Below are 22,745 nucleotides of genomic sequence, written 5' to 3'. Positions count from 1 at the left end.
AGTTCTCAAGGAACGGACGCTTCCTTTGTACTCACCCTCTCGGGCTTTCCTCCGGGCGCTTCCCTTCGGTCTTGCGTTTCCGACTCTATCAGATCCTTTCGGGCCTGATTCCCAGTCAGCGGGATTTGTCTTCCCGGCCGTTGCGGGCCGTTCCGACGAGTGAGACTTTAGCGGATTCCCGGCTCCCGAGCTAATCGGGGGGCCGCGTCCTTTCGAACGTGGATTCCTCATTCCGTAAATACACAGGCCAATGACACGACGGCAGACAGGTCGACTGTCGTCGATTGTTGGTTGGGTCTTGCGGAATGGCTGTCCGGGGACCGACCGGAGTCGGCGCTCACGTCGGACAACTCGGAGAACACTACGGATCGCGTCCAGGAGTGTCAACTCGGACCCGTGAGACCCCCTGGAGGCGTACGCTGGCCCGCATGACGACGCGCACGTACACCCAGCTGTGGTGGGCCGCCTGACGGCGGCCGTTCCTACGTGTGCACACAACGGCCGCCGCCTCGGCGGCCGTTCTCGTATCTCCCTCCGGAGGGTCGGCCGGCCGAGGACGGCGGTCTCGACCAGGAGGTGGAGAGATGACTCGGGTCTTCAGCGGGATCAAGCCGACGGGGCATCTGACGCTGGGGAACTACCTGGGGGCCATGCGGCGCTGGGTGCAGGTCGATCAGCACCGGGCCGACGCACTGATCTGCATCGTCGATCTGCACGCCCTCACCGTGGAGCACGATCCGGCGCGGGTGCGGCGGCTGAGTAGGCAGGCGGCGACCTTGCTGCTCGCGGCGGGGCTGGATCCGGCGCTGTGCACGGTGTTCGTGCAGAGTCATGTGGACGAGCACGCGCGGCTGTCGTATCTGCTGGAGTGCGTGGCCACCGACGGTGAGATGCGGCGGATGATCCAGTACAAGGAGAAGGCCGGGCGGGAGCGGGCGCGCGGTGGGAGTGTGCGGCTGTCGCTGCTCACCTATCCGGTGCTGATGGCGGCGGACATCCTGGCGTACGGCACGGACGAGGTGCCGGTCGGGGACGACCAGACGCAGCATGTGGAGCTGACGCGGGATCTCGCGGTGCGGTTCAACCAGCGGTACGGGACCACGTTCGTGGTGCCTCGGGCGACTCATCCGGCGGTGGCGGCTCGGGTGATGAACCTTCAGGATCCGACGTCGAAGATGGGCAAGAGCGAGGACGTCGGGCCGGGGATCGTCTATCTGCTGGACGAGCCGGATGTGGTGCGCAAGAAGATCATGCGGGCTGTCACCGACAGCGGGCGGGACGTTGTGTACGACAGGGAGGGGCGGCCCGGCCTGGCGAATCTGCTGGAGATCCTCGCCGCGTGCACAGGTGGGAACCCCGAGGACCTGAGCGGTGTATACGAGTCGTACGGCTCTTTGAAGAAGGACACCGCGGAGGCCGTGGTGGAGGTTCTGCGGCCGGTGCAGGAGCGGCACAGGGAGCTGTGCACCGATGCCGGATATGTGGAGGGGGTGCTGCGGGATGGTGCGGAGCGGGCTCGGGCGATGGCGCGGCCGACTGTGGATGCGGCGTATCGGGCGATCGGGCTGCTGCCGGCGAGTGCTGATATCGGGGTGAGTGTGTAGCCCCGGAGGACCGGGTGGGCCGCCCCTGCTCTGGGCGGGGGCGGCCGGGCGTCAGCTGTTGTTGCCGGAGGCGAGTTCGCGGCTGCGGTCGCGGGCTGCTTCGAGGGCGGCGATGAGGGCGGCGCGTACGCCGTGGTTCTCCAGTTCGCGGATGGCGTTGATGGTGGTGCCGGCCGGCGAGGTGACGTTCTCGCGGAGCTTGACGGGGTGCTCGCCGCTGTCGCGGAGCATCGTGGCGGCGCCGATCGCGGACTGGACGATGAGGTCGTGGGCCTTGTCGCGGGGCAGGCCGAGCAGGATGCCGGCGTCGGTCATGGCTTCGACCAGGTAGAAGAAGTACGCCGGGCCCGAGCCGGAGAGGGCGGTGCAGGCGTCCTGCTGGGATTCGGGGACGCGGAGGGTCTTGCCGACGCCGCCGAAGATCTCCTCGGTGTGGGCGAGGTGTTCCTCGGTGGCGTGGCTGCCGGCGGAGATGACGGACATGGCCTCGTCGACGAGGGCGGGGGTGTTCGTCATGACGCGCACGACGGGGATGCCCGGGGTGAGGCGTTCCTCGACGAAGGAGGTGGGGATGCCCGCTGCGCCGCTGATGACCAGGCGGTCGGCGGGGACGTGCGGGGCGAGTTCGTCGAGGAGGGTGCCCATGTCCTGCGGCTTGACCGTGAGGATCAGGGTGTCGGCGCTCTTGGCGGCTTCGGGGTTGCTGACCGGGGTGACTCCGTAGCGCTGGCGGAGTTCCTCCGCCCGTTCCGGGCGGCGGGCGGTGACCAGGAGGTCGTTCGGGCCCCAGCCTGCTCGGATCATTCCGCTGAGCAGGGCTTCGCCGATCTTGCCGGTGCCGAGGACTGCGACTTTCTGAGTCATGGCTGGGGTGCCCTCCGGGTGTTCGTCGTCCGGTGTTCATCCTCCCATCGGGGGCTTGAGTGTGGGTGGGGTGTCCGGTGGGCGGGACGTGGTCAGGCGGTGCGGCGGCGGAGGGTGGCGGCGCCGAGGGCGAGGACGAGGACCGCGCACCCGGCGACGACGAGGGCGTCGCGGACGAAGGTGGCTGTCATGTCGGTGTGCCGGAGGACTTCGTTCATGCCGTCGACGGCGTAGGACATGGGCAGGACGTTGGAGATGGCCTCCAGGACGGGGTGCATGTTGTCGCGTGCGGTGAACAGGCCGCAGAGGAGGAGCTGGGGGAAGATCACGGCCGGCATGAACTGGACGGCCTGGAACTCGGAGGCGGCGAAGGCGGAGACGAAGAGGCCGAGTGCGGTGCCGAGGAGGGCGTCGAGGAGGGCGACCAGGAGGAGGAGCCAGGGGCTGCCGACGACGTCGAGTCCGAGGCCCCACAGGGCGAGGGCGGTGGCGAGCGCGGACTGGATGATCGCGATGGTGCCGAAGGCGAGGGCGTAACCGGCGATCATGTCGCCTTTGCCGAGGGGCATGGCGAGGAGGCGTTCGAGGGTGCCGGAGGTGCGTTCGCGCAGGGTGGCGATGGAGGTGACCAGGAACATCGTGATCAGCGGGAAGATCCCGAGGAGGGAGGCCCCGATGTTGTCGAAGGTGCGCGGGTCGCCGTCGAAGACGTAGCGCAGCAGGAAGAGCATCACGCAGGGGACGAGGATCATCAGCGCGATGCTGCGTGGGTCGTGGCGGAGCTGGCGCAGGACCCTGGCCGCGGTGGCGAGGGTGCGGGAGAGGTTGAGGGCGCTGGTCGGGGCCGGGCTGAGCGCCGTGGGTGGGGCGGGGTGGGTGGTGGTGCTCATCGGGCGGTCTCTTTCTCGCGGGCGGCGGCTGCGACCGCCTCGTCGACCAGGTGCAGGAAGGCGGCTTCGACGGTGTCGGAGCCGGTGCGGGTGCGCAGGGCGTCGGGGGTGTCGTCGGCGAGGACCTGGCCTTCGCGCATGAGGAGGAGGCGGTGGCAGCGCTCGGCCTCGTCCATGACGTGGGAGGAGATGAGGAGGGTTGCGCCGCGGCGGGCGGCGATGTCGTGGAAGAGCTGCCACAGGTCGCGCCGCAGGACGGGGTCGAGGCCGACGGTGGGTTCGTCGAGGACGAGGAGTTCGGGGGTGCCGAGGAGGGCGACGGCGAGGGAGACGCGGCTGCGCTGGCCGCCGGAGAGGTTGCCGGCGAGGGCGTCGGTGTGGCCGGTGAGGTCGACGTCCTCGATGGCGCGGGTGACGTTGGCGTGGCGTTGGTCGGCGGCGTGGCGGCCGGGGGCGAGGATCGCGGCGAAGTAGTCGAGGTTCTGGCGGACGGTCAGGTCGTCGTAGACGGAGGGGGCCTGGGTGACGTAGCCGATGCGGGTGCGCAGTTCGGGGTGGCCGGCGGGGTGGCCGAGGACGTCGAGGGTGCCGGTGACTTTGGCCTGGGTGCCGACGATGGAGCGCATGAGGGTGGATTTGCCGCAGCCGGAGGGGCCGAGGAGGCCGGTGATCTGGCCGCGGGGGACGGTGAAGTCGATGCCGCGCAGGACGGTGCGGGGGCCGCGGACGACGGTGAGGCCTTCGGCGCGGATGGCGGGGGTGTTGTCGGTTGATCGGGGGGTCTGGCCGGCTTCTTCGGGTGATTTATTCATGTCTGGTGGTGTTTCGGGGGTGGGTGCCTGACGCTTGATATTCATCATGTGCGGATTAACTCTCCGAACGGGGGGTGCCGTCAAGTCGTTGCGCCCGACCGGCGCAGGCGCGTGACGGAGTCATTGGAGGCGGGCGGTCCGCTTTGTGCGCCTCCGTCGCCTTCGGGCGGTGGCCGTGCGCCGCTGCGCGAGGGGGGTCTGCTCCTGACAATGGGTTTCAGTGCGAGGTCATATGCCTGCACACACATTCGCCGTGCCCTCCCCCGGTACGGCACCCACGCATCTCCCGTTGGCAACCGGAGGTGCCGCTGTGTTGGTCCGTGGCGTAGGCAAGGCCGATCTGTTCGCTTCTCTCGTCGTGTTCCTCGTGGCTCTGCCGCTGTGTGTGGGCGTGGCCATGGCCTCCGGGGTGCCGGCCGAGCTGGGGCTGGTGACCGGGATCGTCGGTGGGCTGGTGGCCGGGCTGCTGCCCGGCAGCAGCCTCCAGGTCAGCGGGCCCGCGGCCGGGCTGACCGTGCTGGTGTACGAGGCGGTCCGGGCCCATGGGGTCGAGGTGCTCGGGGTGCTGGTGCTCGGGGCCGGGCTGGTGCAGCTCGTGCTCGGGGCGCTGCGGTTCGGGCGGTGGTTCCGGGCGGTGTCCGTGGCCGTGGTGCAGGGGATGCTCGCCGGGATCGGGCTGGTGCTGGTGGCCGGTCAGGTCTACGCCCTCGGCGACACCGAGGCGCCCGGCGGCGGTCTCGGCAAGCTCGCCGGGCTGGTGGAGCTGCCGGGGCGGGCGGATCCGATGGCGTTGTCGGTGGGGGCGGCCACCATCGCCGTGGTGCTGCTGTGGCCGCGGTGGCGGCGGGGCGCCCGGCTGGTGCCCGCGCCGCTGGTGGCGGTGGCCGTGGCGGCACTGGTGACCGGGGTGTTCGGCCTGGAGGTGCGGCGGGTCGAAGTGCGCGGGCTGTGGGATGCGGTGCGGGTGCCCGAGGCGGCGGATCTCGGGCGGCTGACGGAAGTGGGGGTGCTCGGGAGCGTCGTGGCGTTCGCGCTGATCGCGTCGGCGGAGTCGCTGTTCAGCGCGGCGGCCGTGGACCGGCTGCACCAGGGACCGCGTACGGACTACGACCGGGAGCTGATGGCGCAGGGCGCCGGGAACGCGGTGTGCGGGCTGCTGGGGGCGCTGCCGATGACGGCGGTGATCGTACGGAGCGCGGCGAACGTCCAGGCGGGGGCGCGGACCAAGGTCTCGCGGGTGCTGCACGGGGTGTGGCTGCTGCTGTTCACGGCGGTGGTGCCGGGAGTGCTCGGGTGGATCCCGGTGGCCGCGCTGGCCGGGCTGCTGGTGTGCGCGGGGCTCAAGCTCGTGCCGGTGCGGGAGGTGCGGGCGCTGTGGCGGGGGCACCGCGGGGAGCTGGTGGTGCTGGTGGTGACGGCCGGGGCGATCGTGCTGGGGAATCTGTTCGAGGGGGTGCTGCTGGGGCTGGCGCTCGCCGTGGCGAAGACGGCGTGGGACGTGAGCCATGTGAATGTGGAGACCGAGGACCTGGGGGACGCCGGGATCGTCGTACGGGTGGTGGGGCATGCGACGTTCCTCAGGCTGCCGAAGCTGCTGGACGCCCTGGAGGCGCTGCCCCGGGACCGTGAGGTGCGGCTGGAGCTGGGCGGGCTGCGGCATCTGGACCACGCCTGTGCCGCGGCCCTGGAGGGATGGGCCGCGGCGCGCCGCAAGGACGGTACCGACGGGGGCTACGGCCTGGTGGCGACCAGGAGGTCGACATCGTAGGTCTCCTCGACGGTGCCGTCGGGGAAGGCGTGCAGCAGTCGGGCCCGTTCCTCGGCGAGGAAGGCGCCCGCCCGGTCGGCGTGGACCAGGAAGACCGAGTGGCTGCCCAGGTTGCCCAGGTGGGTGTCGACGGGGACGCTGCGGCTCCAGCGGACCAGGCGGCGGGTGAAGTCGACGCGGCCCTCGGGGTCGGCGACGCGGCTGCTGGTGCCGCTCTTCTCCTCGTCGGGGTCCAGGCCGAAGTAGTGCTGGATGCGTGCGGCCTGGGCGGCGATCCAGGGGATGTCGAGGGCGTACATGTTCCACCAGAGGGCGAGCGCGCCGCCCGGGCGCAGGACGCGCAGTGCCTCGGGGAGGGCTCGCGCCGGGTCGGTCCAGTGCCAGGCCTGGGCGCAGGTGATCAGGTCGGCGCTGGCGTCCGCGAGCGGCAGGGCGTTGCCGTCGCCGCGCACGAGGGGGATGCAGGGGTGGGCGCGGCGCAGTTCGGCGGCCATGCCCGCGCCGGGTTCCACGGCGAGGACGTCGGCGCCGCGGCCTTGGAGCAGGGCGGTGGCGATGCCCGTACCGGCGCCTATGTCCACGACCCGGGCGCCCCTGAGGGGGCGGCCGGTGAGTTCCTCGACGGCGTCGAGGAGGGCGGGCGGGTAGGAGGGGCGGTGGGCGGCGTACTGGGCCGCGGCGGCGTTGAAGGAGTGGGCTCGGCCCGCGTGGGAGGAGGGTGCCGTCATACGGACATGGTGGGCCGGGGACCGGGTCCCGGGCGACGGAGTTTCGGTAGGAGTGCCGCTCAGGAGCGGCGGCGCTTCTTCGCGGGGTTGCCGGAGCGGCGCTTGCTGCGCTTCTCGAACTGCTCGCGGGCCGTCTCGTACTCCTCGCGGTGCAGCTTCTCGCCCGGGGCCTCGACGAGGGCGCGCAGGAAGTAGGCGAGGAGGGAGCCGATGAAGCCGATCATCAGCAGGCCGCGCAGGGATGCCTGCCGGGTCGGGTCGTGGCGCTTGCTGAAGCCGCCCCAGGTGTTGCTGAAGGCCAGGGCGGAGCAGATCGCGAACATCACGACCATCAGGACCGTGACGAAACCGCCGACGGCAGCGATCTGAAGGCCTTCGTAGGCGAAGCGGAGCACCAGGCAGGAGACCGCGGCGGCGGCGAGGGCACCGGCCGCGACGCCGACCCGGCGGGCGGTGTAGCCGTCGGTGTGGTCGACCCAGGTCGTGCCGAAGAAGCGCAGGGGCTCGGGGCGGGGGCCTGCGGTCGGTTCCGGGGTGCCGTTCTCGTCGCTCACGCGTCGATTATGGCCCGGTCCGGCCGCGGGCCCCTGGGTGGGTTCAGCCGCAGCGGGAGGCGACGTAGCCGTCGCTGCCCGTGTAGATGTAGGCGTCGGAGACGAACTCGCCGTTGCTGATGTTGTCCCAGATCTTGCTGGTGCCGTACGGGCCGGTCACCTTGGTTCCGGTGGTCTGGCAGTAGATCGGCACGCGGGAGCCGGCCGGCAGGACGCGGACGATGTTGTAGCCGGTGCCGGGGCCGCTGCGGACGTTCAGCTGGACCCCCGGGGCGACCGGGTACGTCTTGACGGACGCGGCGAGCGTCTCGGCCTGCGCGCCCTCGACTTCCTCGGTGCCTTCGACGCGGTCAACACTCATGGAAAAACCTCCCCCGTTGGACCCCATGGCTGCCATGGGACCCCCATGATTCCCTCGGATCTCGCCACGAAACACGCGTACGCAATTCGCACACAGAGGCTAGCAAGTCGCCTCTGTCCCGTACGAGTCATCGACTAGGCTCCGTGCGTCGCGCGCGCGTACGAACAGCACGGGGGTGGTCCCATGGCGCCACAGCGGAACGCCGGAGCGGGCGCGGAAGCGGAACTTCCGGAGCAGGTCGGGCACTACCGGCTGGAGTCCTGCCTGGGCTCCGGCGGCATGGGCGTGGTGCACCTGGCGCGCAGCACCTCCGGGATGAAGCTCGCGGTGAAGGTCATTCATGCCGAGTTCGCCAAGGACCGCGAGTTCAGGGGGCGTTTCCGGCAGGAGATCGCGGCGGCGCGAAAGGTCAGCGGGGCCTTCACGGCGTCCGTCGTGGACGCCGACCCGGAGGCCGAACGGCCGTGGATGGCGACCCTGTTCATCCCCGGGCCGACCCTCTCCGAGCATGTGAAGCGGAACGGTCCGCTGGCGCCGGAGCAGTTGCGCCGGCTGATGGCCGGGCTGGCGGAGGCGCTGCGCGACATCCACCGGGTGGGGGTCGTGCACCGGGATCTGAAGCCGAGCAATGTGCTGCTCGCGGAGGACGGGCCGAAGGTCATCGACTTCGGCATTTCTCGGCCAAAGGACAGCGAACTGCGGACCGAGACCGGGAAGTTGATCGGGACGCCGCCGTTCATGGCGCCGGAGCAGTTCCGGCGGCCGCGGGAGGTGGGGCCCGCCGCGGACATCTTCGCGCTGGGGTCGGTGATGGTGCACGCGGCCACGGGGCGAGGGCCGTTCGACTCCGACAGCCCGTATGTCGTGGCCTACCAGGTCGTCCATGACGAGCCTGACCTGACGGGCGTACCGGAGAGTCTCGCGCCGCTGATCGGGCGCTGCCTGGCCAAGGATCCGGAGGACCGGCCGACTCCGGACGAGCTGATGCGCGAACTGCGGTCGGAGGCGGCCAAGTACGACACGCAGGCGTTCATTCCGGCGCAGCGGACGGGTGACGACGACGGGGCCCGGCCGCCCGTGGTGCCGGACGTCGAGGAGTCGGCTCCTCGAAGACGCGGGCGGTTCCGGCGGCGGTGGGCGGTGCTGGTGGCGGCCGGGGTGGTGCTCGCGGTGGGCGGGGCGCTCGCCGTGGTGCGGATGGCGGGGGCGGAGGAGGAATCGCCGGGGGACGGCGTACGGGACTCCTCGGCGGCGGCGTTCAAGTCATGGGAGTCGGCGTCGGTGACGGGAGCCAAGTCCGTGCCGCAGTGCTCCTACGGGGCGGAGGAACTGCTGTGCGCGCAGCCCGGGTCGGTGTTCGCGCTCAGGCCCTCCGACGGGACGGTGCTGTGGCGGCACTCCGTCGCGAGGACGGACTTCCGTGATGAGCCGCCGGCCCTGGCGGGCGGGCTCGTGCAGCCGCTGACGGACCGCGATCCGCGGCTGGAGGGCCTCGACCCGGCTACCGGCAAGGTGCGCTGGAAGCGGAAGACGCCCGCTCACAGTTCCATGCGCGCGGCGGGCGGGATGCTGCTGTTCACCGCTCAGGACGGCACGGTCACCGGGGTGAACGCCGCGACCGGCAGGACGGAGTGGCGGCAGCGGATCCCCGGCCTGTCCCAGCCGTACTTCGCTTCCTTCGCCGGGGACCCGCTGGCGTACGCGGTACAGCCGACGGACGACGGCACGGGCACGCTCGTCACCGCCGTGGACCCGTCCTCCGGCAAGGTGCGGTGGGAGGCGCCGCTGAAGGGGACGCTGAAGCCGTTCGCCGTGCGGCGGGGCGTGGTCCACTTCCAGTCCGTCGAGCCCGCCAGCGGACGTACGACCGCGCTCGTCCGCTACGACCCGGACTCGGGCAAGTCGCTCCGCGCACGGCTGCCGGTGCCCCGCCAGGACCCCCTGGCCGCGGTGCGCGGTGACCGTGTCTACCTGCTCGCCTCGGGCGGCTCGCTCGACGCCGTGGACCTGGAGCGGCGGACCCGGCTCTGGTCGCTGGAGACCTCCGTCAGCCGCGGCTCGGCCCCGGTCACGGACGGGCGCCATGTGTTCGTCAGCGCGGCGGACGGACGGCTGCTCGCGGTGGACGCCGAGGACGGTGTCCTCGTGGGCCAGACCCGGGCCCGGCTGCCCGCGAAGGCGGACTGGGTGGCCACGGAACTCCCGGCCCCGGTCCTCGCTGAGGGCCACCTGTACGCGGGGGCGCCGGACGGCTCGGTGTTCGCGGTGGACGCCCGGAACCCGGCTGCCTGGTGACGGGGCGGCGGCGCGCCTGTTGATCGGCAGGTTCGGGCGCCGAAAGTGCGGCCGTTCCGGCTCGGAAGCGGCCCGTATCCGCCGAATACCGGCACAGCAAAGGGGCCGCCCCACCGGAGGCGGCCCCTCAAGTGCCGTATCAGCCCAGCTTGCTGACGTCGCGCACCGCGCCCTTGTCCGCGCTGGTCGCCATGGCCGCGTAGGCCTTCAGCGCCGCCGAGACCTTGCGCTCGCGGTTCTTCGGGGCGTACACGCCGCCCAACGCCTGCTCGCGGCGGGCGAGTTCGGCGTCGTCGACCAGCAACTCGATGGTGCGGTTCGGGATGTCGATGCGGATGCGGTCGCCGTCCTCGACGAGGGCGATGGTGCCGCCCGCCGCCGCCTCCGGGGAGGCGTGGCCGATGGACAGGCCCGAAGTGCCGCCGGAGAAGCGGCCGTCGGTGACCAGGGCGCACGCCTTGCCCAGGCCGCGGCCCTTCAGGTACGAGGTCGGGTAGAGCATCTCCTGCATGCCGGGGCCGCCCTTGGGGCCCTCGTAGCGGATGACGACGACGTCGCCCTCCTTGACCTGCTGGGTGAGGATCTTCTGGACGGCCTCCTCCTGGGACTCGCAGACCACCGCGGGGCCCTCGAAGGTCCAGATGGACTCGTCGACGCCGGCCGTCTTCACCACGCAGCCGTCGACGGCCAGGTTGCCCTTGAGGACCGCGAGGCCGCCGTCCTTGGAGTAGGCGTGCTCGACGGAGCGGATGCAGCCGCCCTCGGCGTCGTCGTCCAGCGTCTCCCAGCGCTCGGACTGGGAGAACGCCTCCGCCGAGCGGACGCAGCCCGGCGCCGCGTGCCACAGGTCGACGGCCTTCGGGGAGGGCGAACCGCCGCGCACGTCCCAGGTCTTGAGCCAGTCCGCCAGGGACGGGCTGTGCACCGAGTGGACGTCCTCGCGCAGCAGGCCCGCGCGGTGCAGTTCTCCCAGCAGGGCCGGGATGCCGCCCGCGCGGTGCACGTCCTCCATGTAGTACGTGCGGTTCTTCGCGACGTTCGGGGCCACCTTCGCCAGGCACGGCACCCGGCGGGAGACCTCGTCGATCTCGGCGAGGCCGAAGGGGACGCCCGCCTCCTGGGCGGCGGCCAGCAGGTGCAGGATCGTGTTGGTGGAGCCGCCCATCGCGATGTCCAGCGCCATCGCGTTCTCGAACGCCGAGAAGGAGGCGATGGAGCGCGGCAGGACCGTCTCGTCGTCCTGCTCGTAGTAGCGGCGGGTGATGTCCATGACCGTGCGGGCCGCGTCCTCGTACAGGCGGCGGCGCGCGGTGTGGGTGGCGAGGGTGGAGCCGTTGCCCGGCAGGGACAGGCCGATGGCCTCGGTGAGACAGTTCATCGAGTTGGCGGTGAACATGCCGGAACAGGACCCGCAGGTCGGACAGGCGTTCTCCTCGATACGGAGGATGTCCTCGTCGGAGATCTTGTCGTTCACGGCGTCGGAGATCGCGTCGACCAGGTCGAGCGTACGGACGCTGCCGTCGACCAGCGTGGCGCGGCCGGACTCCATCGGGCCGCCGGAGACGAACACGGTCGGGATGTTCAGCCGCAGCGCGGCGTTCAGCATGCCCGGGGTGATCTTGTCGCAGTTGGAGATGCAGATCAGGGCGTCGGCGCAGTGCGCCTCGACCATGTACTCCACGCTGTCCGCGATGAGGTCGCGGGAGGGCAGGGAGTAGAGCATGCCGCCGTGGCCCATGGCGATGCCGTCGTCGACGGCGATGGTGTTGAACTCGCGCGGGATGCCGCCGGCCGCGACGATCGCCTCGCTGACGATCCGGCCCACCGGCTGCAGGTGGGTGTGGCCCGGCACGAACTCGGTGAAGGAGTTGGCGACGGCGATGATCGGCTTGCGGCCGATGTCCGCACCGGGTACACCGGAGGCGCGCATAAGGGCGCGGGCGCCCGCCATGTTGCGGCCGTGGGTGACTGTGCGGGACCTCAGCTCGGGCATCGTCGCTCGCTCCTTCGGAACAGATAGGTCTGCTGACGAGCGTACGCCGGTCATCCAGGGTCCGGACACGATGTCCGGAATGCGGGACGCTTGTCTCGGTCGCCGGGCCGCTGGAGCGGGACCTGTCGGGACCTGTCGGGGCCGGGCAGAGCAGGGCGGCGTAGGCCCTGTCAGGGCCCGGTCAGGTGCCCCTGCACCACCGGTGCCACCCGCGCGACGACCCGCTCGATGTCCGCCGAGGCGATCGGCTCGATCCGGATCACGTACCGCATCATCGCGACACCCACGAGCTGGGCGGCCGCCAGTTCGGCGCGCAGGTCGGCGTCCGGGAGGTCGAGCTGCTCGCCGATGCGGCGCAGCAGCTGGGTCGCGACCAGCCGGCGGAAGACGGCGGCGGCGGTCTCGTTGTTGACCGCGGAGCGGACGATGGCGAGCAGCGGGGCCCGGGTCACCGGGTTCTCCCAGAGGCCGAAGATGGTCCGGGTGAGCCGTTCACCGACGCCGTCGAGGGGACCGTCCAGGATGTCGTCCCGGGCCCGGAAGGCGGGCGCGAAGGCGACCTCCACGGCCGCCCCGAAGATCTGTTCCTTGGTGCCGAAGTAGTGGTGCACCAGCGCGGAGTCCACCCCGGCCGCCTTGGCGATGCCGCGCACGGAGGTCTTCTCGTAGCCGCGCTCGGAGAACTCCTCGCGGGCCACGGCCAGGATCCGGGCCCGGGTGTCGGCGGCCTCGCTGCGGGTACGGCGGCCCCGGCCCCGTCGGGGGGTCTGGGTGCTGCCGGTCATGGCCGGGGCACCTTCACGGCGGAGGCCAGATGGAGCCGGGTGAAGGCGAGCGCCTCGGCGAGGTCGGCCTCGCGCTCGGCGCTGGACATGGCCCGGCGGGTGTTGACCTCGATGACGACATGGCCGTCGAATCCGGTGCGGGCGAGACGTTCCAGCACCTCGGCGCAGGGCTGGCTGCCGCGGCCGGGGACGAGGTGCTCGTCCTTGGCCGATCCCCGCCCGTCGGCGAGATGCACATGTCCCAGCCGGTCGCCCATGCGGTCGATCATATGAAGGGCGTCGGTGCGGGCGGTCGCGGCGTGGCTGAGATCGATCGTGAAGTGACGGTAGTCGTCCTTGGTGACGTCCCAGTCGGGGGCGTACGCGAGCATCTCGCGGTCGCGGTAGCGCCAGGGGTACATGTTCTCGACGGCGAACCGCACATCCGTCTCGTCGGCCATGCGCCAGATCCCGGAGACGAAGTCACGCGCGTACTGGCGCTGCCAGCGGAACGGCGGGTGCACCACGACCGTGCTCGCGCCGAGCTTCTCGGCGGCGGCGCGGGCCCGCTGGAGCTTGACCCAGGGGTCGGTGGACCACACGCGCTGGGTGATGAGCAGGCACGGGGCGTGGACGGCGAGTATCGGCACGCGGTGGAAGTCGCTGAGCCTGCGCAGGGCGTCGATGTCCTGGCTGACGGGGTCCGTCCAGACCATGACCTCGACGCCGTCGTACCCGAGGCGCGCGGCGATCTCGAAGGCCGTCGCTGTCGACTCCGGATAGACCGAGGCCGTCGACAGAGCGACCTTCGCATCCGGGATGCGCACTACAGGTTCTGCCACGAGGGACAGAGTACGGGGCCCGGCTGGGCGCCGGGACGCCGATTCCACCGCCCAGGCGGCGGGCGACCGGAACCGGTCCCCGCCGAAGTGGCACAGGTCACGCGGGCGCCACGGTGACGGGCATGTGGTCGAGGTGCCGCAGGATCACGCCCTCGCGCAGGGCCCACGGACAGATCTCCAGCGCCTCCACCCCGAACAGGTCCATCGCGCCCTCGGCGACCAGCGCGCCCGCCAGCAACTGGCCCGCGCGCCCCTCCGAGACTCCGGGCAGCTCGGCACGCTCCGCGGTGGTCATCCCGGCGAGCCGCGGAACCCACGCTTCCAGGGACTCGCGCTTGAGGTCGCGCTGGACGTACAGCCCCTCCGCGGAGCGGGCCGCGCCAGCTATCCGGGCGAGCTGCTTGAACGTCTTGGACGTGGCCACGACATGGTCGGGCGGCCCGAACCGGCTGAACTCGCCGACCGTACGGGCGATCTCAGCGCGGACATGACGACGCAGCGCCCGGATGTCCTCGGGGTCGGGCGGATCGCCCGGCAGCCATCCGGCGGTCAGCCGGCCCGCGCCCAGCGGCAGCGACACCGCGGCGTCCGGCTCCTCGTCGATACCGAAGGCGATCTCCAGCGAGCCGCCGCCGATGTCCAGCACCAGCAGCTTCCCGGCCGACCAGCCGAACCAGCGCCGTACGGCGAGGAAGGTCAGCCGGGCCTCCTCGGCGCCGGTGAGCACCTGGAGCCGCACGCCGGTCTCCGCCTTCACGCGGGCGAGGACCTCGTCGGCGTTGCTGGCCTCGCGCACCGCGGACGTGGCGAACGGCAGCAGGTCCTCCACACCCTTGTCCTCGGCGGCCTGGAGCGCCTCCTGGACGACCGAGATCAGTCTGTCGACCCCGTCGGGCCCGATCGCCCCGCTCTCGTCGAGCAGTTGGGCGAGGCGCAGCTCCGCCTTGTGCGAGTGCGCGGGCAGCGGTCGCGCGCCCGGGTGCGCATCCACGACCAGCAGATGCACCGTGTTAGATCCCACGTCGAGGACACCGAGTCTCATGTAGGGCACGCTACTGCCCGCCGGGCCCGGTGCGGCCCCCGGAGCGGTCCCGTCCCGGGGGCTGCGCGACTTACCCTGGACGCGTGCCAAAGACGAAAAAGGCGAAGGACCAGAAGGCGCCCAAATCATCCGGAGGTTCTTCGCAGGTGAAGCCGTCGAAGAAGGCGAAGAAGAAGGACCTGGTCGCGGACGAGAAGGGCCTCGACTTCGCACGCGCGTGGGTGGAGTTCCCCGATCCTGCGGACGACGAGCAGGTCTTCCGCTGCGATCTGACATGGCTGACCTCTCGTTGGACCTGCATCTTCGGCCAGGGCTGCCAGGGCATCCAGGCGGGCCGGGCGGACGACGGCTGCTGCACTCTCGGTGCCCACTTCTCCGACGAGGACGACGAGAAGCGGGTCGCGGAGCATGTGGCGCGGCTCACCCCGGAGATCTGGCAGCACCATGACGTGGGCACGGAGACCGGCTGGGTCTCCGTGGACGAGGACGGCGACCGCCAGACCCGCCCCTACCAGGGCTCCTGCATCTTCCAGAACCGTCCGGGCTTCCCCGGCGGCGCGGGCTGCTCGCTGCACATCCTGGCCCTCAAGGAGGGCCGCGAGCCGTTGGAGACCAAACCGGACGTCTGCTGGCAGCTCCCGGTCCGTCGCACGTACGACTGGATCGACCGCCCCGACGACACCCGCGTACTGCAGGTGTCGATCGGCGAGTACGACCGCCGCGGCTGGGGCCCGGGCGGCCACGACCTCCACTGGTGGTGCACCTCGGCGACCTCGGCCCACGGCGCCGGGGAACCGGTGTACGTGTCCTACCGGGCGGAGCTGACGGAGCTGATGGGCAAGGCGGGCTACGACCGCCTGGTCGAGCTCTGCGAGGCACGGCTGGCGTCGCAGCTGCCCCTGGTGGCACCGCACCCGGCGGATCCGGTGGGCTGAGCCGTGGGTCCGGGCCGGGCCTCGGGCGGCAGGCGGGACTTTTGGACACGGCCGGAGTCGCCTGACACGGCCGGAGTCGCCTGACACGGCCGGACTTGCCTGACACGGCTTACGAGGTGGCGGGACCCGGATCGGCGCTGCCGCCGGGCGGCGTGGAACCTCCCGGGTCCCCCGGGCTCGCTGTGTCCCCCGGGCCCGCCGTGTCCCCCGGGCTCGCCGTGTCTTCCGGACCGCTGGGCGGCGGGTCAGGGTCGGAGGACGACGGGGGCGGGTCGCTCGGCGTGGGGTCGGTGGGCGGCGGGTCGGTCGGGGTCGGCGTCGTGTCCGTGGGGGTGGGGTCCGGGGTCGTGGGCGGCGGGTCACTCGGCGTCGGCTGGGTGGGCGTCGGGGTGCCGGAGCCCGGGGTCGTGGGGCTGGGCGCGGTGCCGTAGCCGTCAATACGGACGACGGCACCCGCGGGTGACACCGCGACCCGGGCGGTCCAGTACCCCGAGGGCTCCCGCAACGGATCGACGTACACCTTGATCGTGAACGACTCGCCCGGCGCGAGGGTTCCCGAGGAACGGCTCAGGTAGAGCCAGGCGGCGCCGGTGCTCGCGGACCAGCGCACGGGGGCGTCGCCGGTGGCGGTGAGGGTGATGAGGGTCGTGTCGCCGCTGGTGTCGGCCGAGACGCCGAGCTGCGCCGCGCCCTTCTTGTCGGCGCCGGTGACGCTGATCACCTCGACGGTGACGTCGGGCCTGCTGTCCCGGCCGGGCCGGCCGTCGGGGCGGCTGCTGGCGCTGCCCGCGTTCTCGTATCCGCCGCCCACTGTCCGGCCGTCGAGCGCGCCCGGCCCCTGCGCCTCGCTGGCGCTGGCCGAGCGGCCGTCGACGCCCTCGCCGGTGGGGGTGCCCCGGTAGGCGGCCCACAGGGCGAGGACGGGGGCGGCCACCACGGTGGCGACGACGGTGGTGGTGACGGCACGCGCGCGCAGCCGGTCCCGGCGGGCGGCGCGGTCCTTGGGGTCCATCGGGAATCCGCGCCGGTCGAAGCGGGGCGCGGCGGCACGCGCGCGTGGACCGCCGTGCGTCATGGCGAGGTAGAGGGCCGCGCGGGGTGCCTCCAGGACGGGCAGCTCGGCGGGGGTGACGCTGGAGCCGGGCCAGCGGCCGGGGACCGCGCGTTCGGCGGTGCGGCGGCAGCGGGGGCAGTCGTCGACGTGGCGGACCAGTTCCCGGCGCAGGGCGGTGGACAGCACGAACTGGTTGTCGCCGGTGAGCGCGGCGACGCCGGGACAGGCGCCGGTCTCCACGACCGCGAGGGCGGCACGCGTGCGTTCCACCTCGCAGGCGGCGGAGGCGAGGAGTTCGCGCGCGGCCGCGGGGTCGGTGCCGAGGACGGCGGCGACCTCGTGGGCGGCGAGGTGGTGGCGTACGGCGAGTTCGAGCGCCTCGCGCTGCTCGGGGGTGGTACCGGCCGCCTCCGGCCAGGCGAGGAGGGCCAGTTGCCGTCGGCGCTCCTCCTGGACCTGCTCGGAGGCGGGCGGCGCGGCGGGCCGGCGCGCGGGGCCGTGGCGGCCCGCGGCATGGGTGGCCTGACGTTTCTGCTTGGCCTCGGCCAGCTTGCGCAGACAGGACCAGCGGGCCAGCGCGTACAGCCAGGCGCGGCGGTCATCGGCGGACTCCGGGACGCGCTGCCCGCGGCGCTCGGCGAGGACGAGGACGTCACCGAGGGCGGCGGTCGCGGTGTCGTGGTCGCACAGGACGGACAGGCAGTAGGTGAACAGGCCGTCCAGGTAGGGCTCGTAACGCGCGGGCGGACGCTGCGCCAGGGTGCGCGCCGCGCCTCGGTCACGCGCCTCCCGGTGCGCTCGGTGTGCGCCGGTGGTGCGGATGGGGGTCTCCGGTCGGCTGCTCGTCATCCGTGGACCGTAGGCGGGTAGGTGAGGCGGCTTCTCCCACCTTGAGCACATTTCCTTCGTACGGGTGAAACGATCCCTCAAACGAGTACAGGAACCCAGGGTTCCGGGGTTTGTTCCCGGTCGCCGTGGCCGGTTCGCCACGGGTGCGCGGGTGATGTCAGTGGGGGCGGTTACCGTTTCGGTCATGGCTGCCCGTACGAAGACCGCCAAGGAGCGCCCGTCCTACCGCTGCACCGAGTGCGGCTGGCAGACGGCGAAATGGCTCGGTCGCTGCCCCGAATGCCAGGCGTGGGGGACGATCGAGGAGTACGGCGCGCCCGCGGTCCGTACGACGGCGCCGGGGCGTGTCACCACGTCCGCGCTGCCCATCGGCCAGGTCGACGGGCGGCAGGCCACCGCCCGCCCCACCGGCGTGCCCGAGCTGGACCGGGTCCTCGGCGGCGGGCTGGTGCCCGGCGCGGTGGTGCTGCTCGCGGGCGAGCCCGGCGTCGGCAAGTCGACGCTGCTGCTGGACGTCGCCGCCAAGTCGGCCAGCGACGAGCACCGCACCCTCTACGTCACCGGCGAGGAGTCGGCGAGCCAGGTGCGGCTGCGCGCCGACCGTATCAACGCCATCGACGACCACCTGTATCTCGCGGCGGAGACGGATCTGGCGGCCGTGCTCGGCCACTTGGACGCGGTCAAGCCCTCCCTGCTGATCCTGGACTCCGTGCAGACGGTCGCCTCCCCGGAGATCGACGGCGCCCCCGGCGGCATGGCCCAGGTGCGGGAGGTCGCGGGCGCCCTCATCCGGGCCTCCAAGGAACGCGGCATGTCCACGCTGCTGGTGGGCCATGTCACCAAGGACGGCGCCATCGCGGGCCCGCGCCTGCTGGAGCACCTGGTGGATGTCGTCCTGCACTTCGAGGGAGACCGGCACGCGCGCCTGCGCCTGGTGCGCGGCGTCAAGAACCGCTACGGCGCCACCGACGAGGTCGGCTGCTTCGAACTGCACGACGAGGGCATCACGGGCCTGGCCGACCCGAGCGGACTTTTCCTGACACGACGTGACGAACCGGTCCCCGGGACCTGTCTGACGGTCACCCTGGAGGGCCGCCGCCCACTGGTCGCCGAAGTGCAGGCGCTCACCGTCGACTCGCAGATCCCCTCCCCGCGCCGCACCACCTCGGGGCTGGAGACCTCCCGGGTGTCGATGATGCTCGCGGTCCTGGAGCAGCGAGGCCGGATCAGCGCCCTGGGCAAACGGGACATCTACTCCGCGACGGTCGGCGGAGTGAAGCTCTCCGAGCCCGCCGCCGACCTCGCGATCGCCCTCGCGCTGGCCAGCGCGGCCAGCGACACCCCGCTGCCGAAGAACCTCGTCGCGATCGGCGAAGTGGGGCTCGCGGGCGAGGTCAGACGGGTCACGGGCGTGCAGCGAAGGCTCGCCGAAGCGCACCGGCTGGGCTTCACACACGCGCTCGTACCGGGGGATCCCGGCAAGATCCCGCCAGGCATGAAGGTGCTGGAAGTCGCGGACATAGGGGACGCGCTCCGGGTCCTTCCTCGCTCGCGTCGGCGAGAGGCCCCACGGGAGGCGGAGGACCGCCGGTAGACTTTGCCCAGGTCTCGCCCGTCCGTACGAACCGAATGTGCGAAACGGGAGCGCCCCAGAACCTGCGACCGGAGGAGTGCAGTGGCAGCCAACGACCGGGCAGCAGCTCCCGGAAAGGCCGGCGGGAGCTCCGGTGCCGATGGCCTGATGCGCGCCTCACTGAGCGCCGTGGCACCCGGCACGGCGCTGCGCGACGGCCTTGAGCGGATCCTCCGCGGCAACACCGGAGGGCTCATCGTGCTGGGCTCGGACAAGACCGTCGAGGCGATGTGCACGGGCGGTTTCGTGCTGGATGTCGAGTTCACGGCGACCCGGCTCCGGGAGCTGTGCAAGCTCGACGGCGGCATCGTGCTCTCCTCGGACCTGTCGAAGATCCTGCGCGCGGGCGTGCAGCTGGTGCCGGACCCGACGATCCCCACCGAGGAGACGGGCACCCGGCACCGCACGGCGGACCGGGTCAGCAAGCAGGTCGGCTTCCCGGTCGTCTCCGTCTCCCAGTCGATGCGCCTGATCGCGCTGTACGTCGACGGGCAGCGGCGGGTGCTGGAGGACTCCGCGGCGATCCTGTCCCGCGCGAACCAGGCGCTGGCGACGCTGGAGCGGTACAAGCTGCGGCTGGACGAGGTGGCGGGCACGCTGTCCGCGCTGGAGATCGAGGACCTGGTGACGGTCCGGGACGTCTCCGCGGTGGCGCAGCGCCTGGAGATGGTCCGCCGGATCGCCACCGAGATCGCCGAGTACGTGGTGGAGCTGGGCACGGACGGACGGCTGCTCGCGCTCCAGCTCGACGAGCTGATCGCGGGCGTGGAGCCGGAGCGGGAACTGGTCGTACGGGACTACGTGCCCGAGCCGACGGCGAAGCGGTCCCGTACGGTCGACGAGGCGCTGTACGAGCTGGACGCGCTCAGCCACGCGGAGCTGCTGGAACTGCCCACGGTGGCGAAGGCCTTGGGGTACACCGGGTCTCCGGAGGCGCTGGACTCGGCGGTGTCGCCGCGCGGGTTCCGGCTGCTGGCGAAGGTGCCACGGCTGCCGGGCGCCATCATCGACCGGCTGGTGGAGCACTTCGGGGGCCTGCAGAAGCTGCTCGCCGCGAGCGTCGACGACCTGCAGACGGTGGACGGCGTCGGCGAGGCCCGCGCGCGGAGTGTGCGCGAGGGCCTGTCGCGGCTGGCGGAGTCGTCGATCCTGGAGCGCTACGTCTGAGGCCTCGGCCTCCGCTCAGTCCTTCTCCAGTACGAACGAGGTCTGGGCCTTGCCGAAGCCCGGCGTGGTCGCCTCCACCAGGTACGTGCCCGCGGGGGCGGAGCCGGACGGCGGGGTCGCGCACTCGGGTGCACTGGGCTTGCGATCCCACGTCACGGTGTAGGTGACGCTGCTGTCGGCGGCCACGCGGAAGACCAGGCTGCCGGCCGTCTTGGGACAGTCCGCGGAGGACCAGTAGTCCTCGTCGCTGTCGGCCTGAGTGATCGTCACGACGGCCTTCTTCGGGCCGAGATCGACCTTGCAGTCGCCGCCGGAGGAGTTGGTCGCGGTGATCTGCAGCTTGGGCGTCTCACCGGGGCCGTAGGTGTTGCGGACGCTGCGGAGGGTCAACTTCACCGCGCTCGGCGTGCAGTTGGGCAGCGAGGAACCCGCGGGGAGCGCGTCGCCGGCGCCGACACCCGTACCGCCACCCGTGGCCCCGCCACCGGCGGCACCGTCCGAGCCGGACCCGCCGGCCCCGTCACCGTTCCCGGAGTCGTCGCCCGAGCCCGGACCCGAGCCCGCCGAGTCCCCGGAACCCTCGTCCTCCGACTCGTCCCGCCCACCCGGAGCCTGGCTGATGGCGGGGCCGGAGCCGGACGGGCCGGGCGTGATGGTGGACGGCGCGGGATTCTTGCCGTTGTTCCCGTTCGCGTTGTCCTTGTCGCCACCACCGCCGGAGGCGAGCACCCATGCGATCAGCAGCGCCAACAGGGCGACAACAGACAGCAGTACGGCCCTCCGTCGCCAATAGATGGAGGAGGGAAGCGGCCCGACCGGATTGCGCAGAGATCCCACGGCGCAAACTGTACGAGAGATCGGCGCGTTCGCTTGCCCCACCCGCCGCCCGGAGCCACAACTTTTCCGGATCATCATCCCGGAAACGATCACAACGGCGAGGCGGGCCCGTGGTTTTCCCCCTTCCTGACGGAACGAGGAACTCCGCACCGGGGAAAGGCCGTTGAGCAGTCTTACGCCTGCGGCGCCTCGAAGAGGATGTTCCCGTGCAGACAGTCACCGCCGCGGACCTTGGCCTCCAGCGGATACGCGGGCTGGGGCACGCCGCTCCCGCTCACATGGGTGGGTTGGCCACCCTCAGCTGCCCGGAGCCGTCGAACGAGCAGCTGGCGAGCGCGGCCGGCAGCAGGGCGGCGGCAAGAGTCGCGGTGGTGCGGGCGCGCATGGTCCACCCAGGGCGTGCGGGTCGAGAAGGGCACCATGTGCGGCCTGACGGCGCCGTGCCGGGCATGGGGGCCGGTCGTCCCGCATACGGGTGAACACCGGCATGCCCGGAGTGCCGTGCCGGACAGGAGCGACGGCACCGCCCCAACGGCGGCCCCGGTGCGGCGGTCCCCCCGTCCCCCCTGCCCCGCATGGCAGGATCGGTAGGGCCATGACTGCGCCCACAGAGTTCGACGCCCGTCCCGAGTCCCTTGACGGTGTGTCCAGCGAGCCGTTGCACGTTCCCGTTATCGAGTGGTTCGACGACCATGCACGCGATCTGCCCTGGCGGCGGCCGGAGGCCGGGCCATGGGGAGTGATGGTCAGCGAGTTCATGCTGCAGCAGACGCCGGTGAGCCGGGTGCTGCCGGTCTACGAGCAGTGGCTGGCCCGGTGGCCGCGGCCCGCCGATCTGGCCGAGGAGGCGCCCGGCGAGGCCGTCCGGGCCTGGGGCCGGCTCGGGTATCCGCGGCGGGCCCTGCGGCTGCACGGGGCCGCGGTGGCGATAACGGAACGGCACGGCGGCGACGTACCGACCGATCACGCGCAGCTCCTCGCGCTGCCCGGCATCGGAGAGTACACGGCCGCCGCCGTCGCCTCCTTCGCGTACGGCCAGCGGCACCCGGTGCTCGACACCAACGTCCGCCGGGTCTTCGCGCGGGCGGTGACCGGGGTCCAGTACCCGCCGAACGCCACCACCGCCGCAGAGCGCAAGCTGGCCCGAGAGCTGCTGCCGGAGGACGAGTCGACGGCCGCGCGCTGGGCCGCCGCCTCCATGGAGCTGGGCGCGCTGGTGTGCACGGCGAAGAACGAGTCGTGCCACCGCTGTCCGATCGCCGCGCGCTGCGCCTGGCGGCTCAAGGGCAAGCCGGAGCACGAGGGTCCGCCCCGCCGCGGCCAGACCTACGCCGGCACCGACCGCCAGGTCCGCGGCAAGCTGCTCGCCGTACTGCGCGAGGCCCACGCTCCCGTGCCGCAGGCGGCCCTGGACCGCGTGTGGCACGAACCGGTGCAGCGGGCGCGGGCGTTGGACGGGCTCGTGGCGGACGGACTGGTCGAGCCGTTGCCCGGGGGTCTGTACCGGCTGCCGTTGACATAGCCGGACCGCCGACCGGAGGTTTGTCTCGGCTGCCGTTGACACAGCGACACCGCCAAATCCGCCCATACCGGCACAACTCCGTGCGCCGCTTTACCCGTTTCCTACTTCCGTTACACAACCGACGGACAGCCGATTGCTGGCCGCAGGCTGCTTCGGACAGCGCCGTGACAACCCCTCCGTAGCTTCATTCCCGTGCTCGACAGAAGCACAGAGGTAGTCCAACGGGGATGT

General features: G+C 71.9%; 19 protein-coding genes. 7 read left to right on the top strand and 12 right to left on the bottom strand.

The window, feature by feature from the left end; genetic code table 11:
* Positions 1–584 precede the first annotated feature (584 nt).
* On the top strand, positions 585–1,604 hold the full coding sequence (trpS, locus tag ACZ7L7_RS26185) for a tryptophan--tRNA ligase (protein WP_453606351.1): 1,020 nt from the start codon (positions 585–587) through the stop codon (positions 1,602–1,604).
* Positions 1,605–1,655: 51 nt separating this feature from the next.
* On the opposite strand, the gene proC is transcribed toward trpS, so the two are convergent.
* The 3 genes from proC to ACZ7L7_RS26170 all read right to left on the bottom strand — a co-directional run bounded on the left by proC (position 1,656) and on the right by ACZ7L7_RS26170 (position 4,170).
* Positions 1,656–2,468, bottom strand: coding sequence for a pyrroline-5-carboxylate reductase (gene proC, locus ACZ7L7_RS26180; RefSeq protein WP_285516381.1), 813 nt, complete (start codon positions 2,466–2,468; stop codon positions 1,656–1,658).
* A 92-nt stretch (positions 2,469–2,560) separates the two neighbouring features.
* Positions 2,561–3,358: an ABC transporter permease gene (locus ACZ7L7_RS26175; protein WP_285516382.1), complete on the bottom strand. Its 798-nt coding sequence runs from the start codon at positions 3,356–3,358 to the stop codon at positions 2,561–2,563.
* On the bottom strand, positions 3,355–4,170 hold the full coding sequence (locus tag ACZ7L7_RS26170) for an ABC transporter ATP-binding protein (RefSeq protein WP_285516383.1): 816 nt from the start codon (positions 4,168–4,170) through the stop codon (positions 3,355–3,357). The genes ACZ7L7_RS26175 and ACZ7L7_RS26170 overlap by 4 nt, the downstream gene beginning before the upstream one ends.
* Positions 4,171–4,483: 313 nt before the next feature.
* Between ACZ7L7_RS26170 and ACZ7L7_RS26165 the strand changes: the two genes are divergently transcribed.
* Positions 4,484–5,938, top strand: a complete 1,455-nt coding sequence (locus tag ACZ7L7_RS26165) for a SulP family inorganic anion transporter (RefSeq protein WP_285516384.1) — start codon at positions 4,484–4,486, stop codon at positions 5,936–5,938.
* Here the strand turns inward: ACZ7L7_RS26165 and ACZ7L7_RS26160 are convergent.
* The 3 genes from ACZ7L7_RS26160 to ACZ7L7_RS26150 are packed head-to-tail and all read right to left on the bottom strand — an operon-like array spanning position 5,902 to position 7,581.
* The gene (locus ACZ7L7_RS26160) at positions 5,902–6,666 is read right to left on the bottom strand and encodes a class I SAM-dependent methyltransferase (protein WP_285516385.1); all 765 of its coding nucleotides are present in this window, start codon (positions 6,664–6,666) and stop codon (positions 5,902–5,904) included. The genes ACZ7L7_RS26165 and ACZ7L7_RS26160 overlap by 37 nt on opposite strands.
* Positions 6,667–6,725: 59 nt before the next feature.
* On the bottom strand, positions 6,726–7,220 hold the full coding sequence (locus ACZ7L7_RS26155; protein ID WP_453606346.1) for an EamA/RhaT family transporter: 495 nt from the start codon (positions 7,218–7,220) through the stop codon (positions 6,726–6,728).
* A 43-nt stretch (positions 7,221–7,263) separates the two neighbouring features.
* A complete protein-coding gene (locus tag ACZ7L7_RS26150; RefSeq protein WP_285516387.1) occupies positions 7,264–7,581 on the bottom strand; it encodes an SH3 domain-containing protein in 318 nt (105 codons plus the stop codon).
* Between the two features lie 183 nt (positions 7,582–7,764).
* Here ACZ7L7_RS26150 and ACZ7L7_RS26145 point away from each other — a divergent pair, with 183 nt between their 5' ends.
* Entirely contained in the window at positions 7,765–9,876 is a 2,112-nt protein-coding gene (locus ACZ7L7_RS26145) for a serine/threonine-protein kinase (RefSeq protein ID WP_472077405.1), read from the top strand.
* A gap of 139 nt (positions 9,877–10,015) precedes the next feature.
* On the opposite strand, the gene ilvD is transcribed toward ACZ7L7_RS26145, so the two are convergent.
* The 4 genes from ilvD to ACZ7L7_RS26125 all read right to left on the bottom strand — a co-directional run bounded on the left by ilvD (position 10,016) and on the right by ACZ7L7_RS26125 (position 14,517).
* Positions 10,016–11,869 carry a dihydroxy-acid dehydratase gene (gene ilvD, locus ACZ7L7_RS26140; protein WP_472077403.1) on the bottom strand — a complete coding sequence of 618 codons (1,854 nt, stop codon included), beginning with the start codon at positions 11,867–11,869 and terminating at the stop codon, positions 10,016–10,018.
* Between the two features lie 170 nt (positions 11,870–12,039).
* Entirely contained in the window at positions 12,040–12,654 is a 615-nt protein-coding gene (locus ACZ7L7_RS26135; RefSeq protein WP_285516390.1) for a TetR/AcrR family transcriptional regulator, read from the bottom strand.
* Positions 12,651–13,475, bottom strand: coding sequence for a sugar phosphate isomerase/epimerase family protein (locus ACZ7L7_RS26130; protein ID WP_285516391.1), 825 nt, complete (start codon positions 13,473–13,475; stop codon positions 12,651–12,653). Before ACZ7L7_RS26130 ends, ACZ7L7_RS26135 begins: the two co-directional genes overlap by 4 nt.
* A gap of 97 nt (positions 13,476–13,572) precedes the next feature.
* Positions 13,573–14,517: a Ppx/GppA family phosphatase gene (locus ACZ7L7_RS26125; RefSeq protein ID WP_285516392.1), complete on the bottom strand. Its 945-nt coding sequence runs from the start codon at positions 14,515–14,517 to the stop codon at positions 13,573–13,575.
* Positions 14,518–14,600: 83 nt separating this feature from the next.
* Here ACZ7L7_RS26125 and ACZ7L7_RS26120 point away from each other — a divergent pair, with 83 nt between their 5' ends.
* Positions 14,601–15,452: a DUF3109 family protein gene (locus ACZ7L7_RS26120; RefSeq protein ID WP_285516393.1), complete on the top strand. Its 852-nt coding sequence runs from the start codon at positions 14,601–14,603 to the stop codon at positions 15,450–15,452.
* Between the two features lie 109 nt (positions 15,453–15,561).
* Here ACZ7L7_RS26120 and ACZ7L7_RS26115 read toward each other — a convergent pair whose 3' ends face one another.
* A complete protein-coding gene (locus ACZ7L7_RS26115; protein WP_472077400.1) occupies positions 15,562–17,355 on the bottom strand; it encodes a BACON domain-containing protein in 1,794 nt (597 codons plus the stop codon).
* A gap of 184 nt (positions 17,356–17,539) precedes the next feature.
* Between ACZ7L7_RS26115 and radA the strand changes: the two genes are divergently transcribed.
* Both radA and disA read left to right on the top strand, forming a co-directional pair.
* Complete coding sequence (radA, locus tag ACZ7L7_RS26110) at positions 17,540–18,949, top strand: DNA repair protein RadA (RefSeq protein ID WP_093723498.1); 1,410 nt, start codon at positions 17,540–17,542, stop codon at positions 18,947–18,949.
* A gap of 81 nt (positions 18,950–19,030) precedes the next feature.
* Entirely contained in the window at positions 19,031–20,155 is a 1,125-nt protein-coding gene (gene disA, locus ACZ7L7_RS26105) for a DNA integrity scanning diadenylate cyclase DisA (protein WP_093723497.1), read from the top strand.
* 15 nt (positions 20,156–20,170) lie between these two features.
* On the opposite strand, the gene ACZ7L7_RS26100 is transcribed toward disA, so the two are convergent.
* Positions 20,171–20,992 carry a hypothetical protein gene (locus tag ACZ7L7_RS26100; RefSeq protein WP_285516396.1) on the bottom strand — a complete coding sequence of 274 codons (822 nt, stop codon included), beginning with the start codon at positions 20,990–20,992 and terminating at the stop codon, positions 20,171–20,173.
* 595 nt (positions 20,993–21,587) lie between these two features.
* Between ACZ7L7_RS26100 and ACZ7L7_RS26095 the strand changes: the two genes are divergently transcribed.
* Positions 21,588–22,514 carry an HhH-GPD family protein gene (locus ACZ7L7_RS26095; protein ID WP_453606337.1) on the top strand — a complete coding sequence of 309 codons (927 nt, stop codon included), beginning with the start codon at positions 21,588–21,590 and terminating at the stop codon, positions 22,512–22,514.
* The last annotated feature ends 231 nt before the right edge of the window (positions 22,515–22,745 follow it).

It is taken from the genome of Streptomyces sp. NPDC110618 (genome assembly GCF_055657065.1).
The sequence above is the reverse complement of the archived record's forward strand: the minus strand, read 5'-3'. Positions and strand labels throughout refer to the sequence as shown.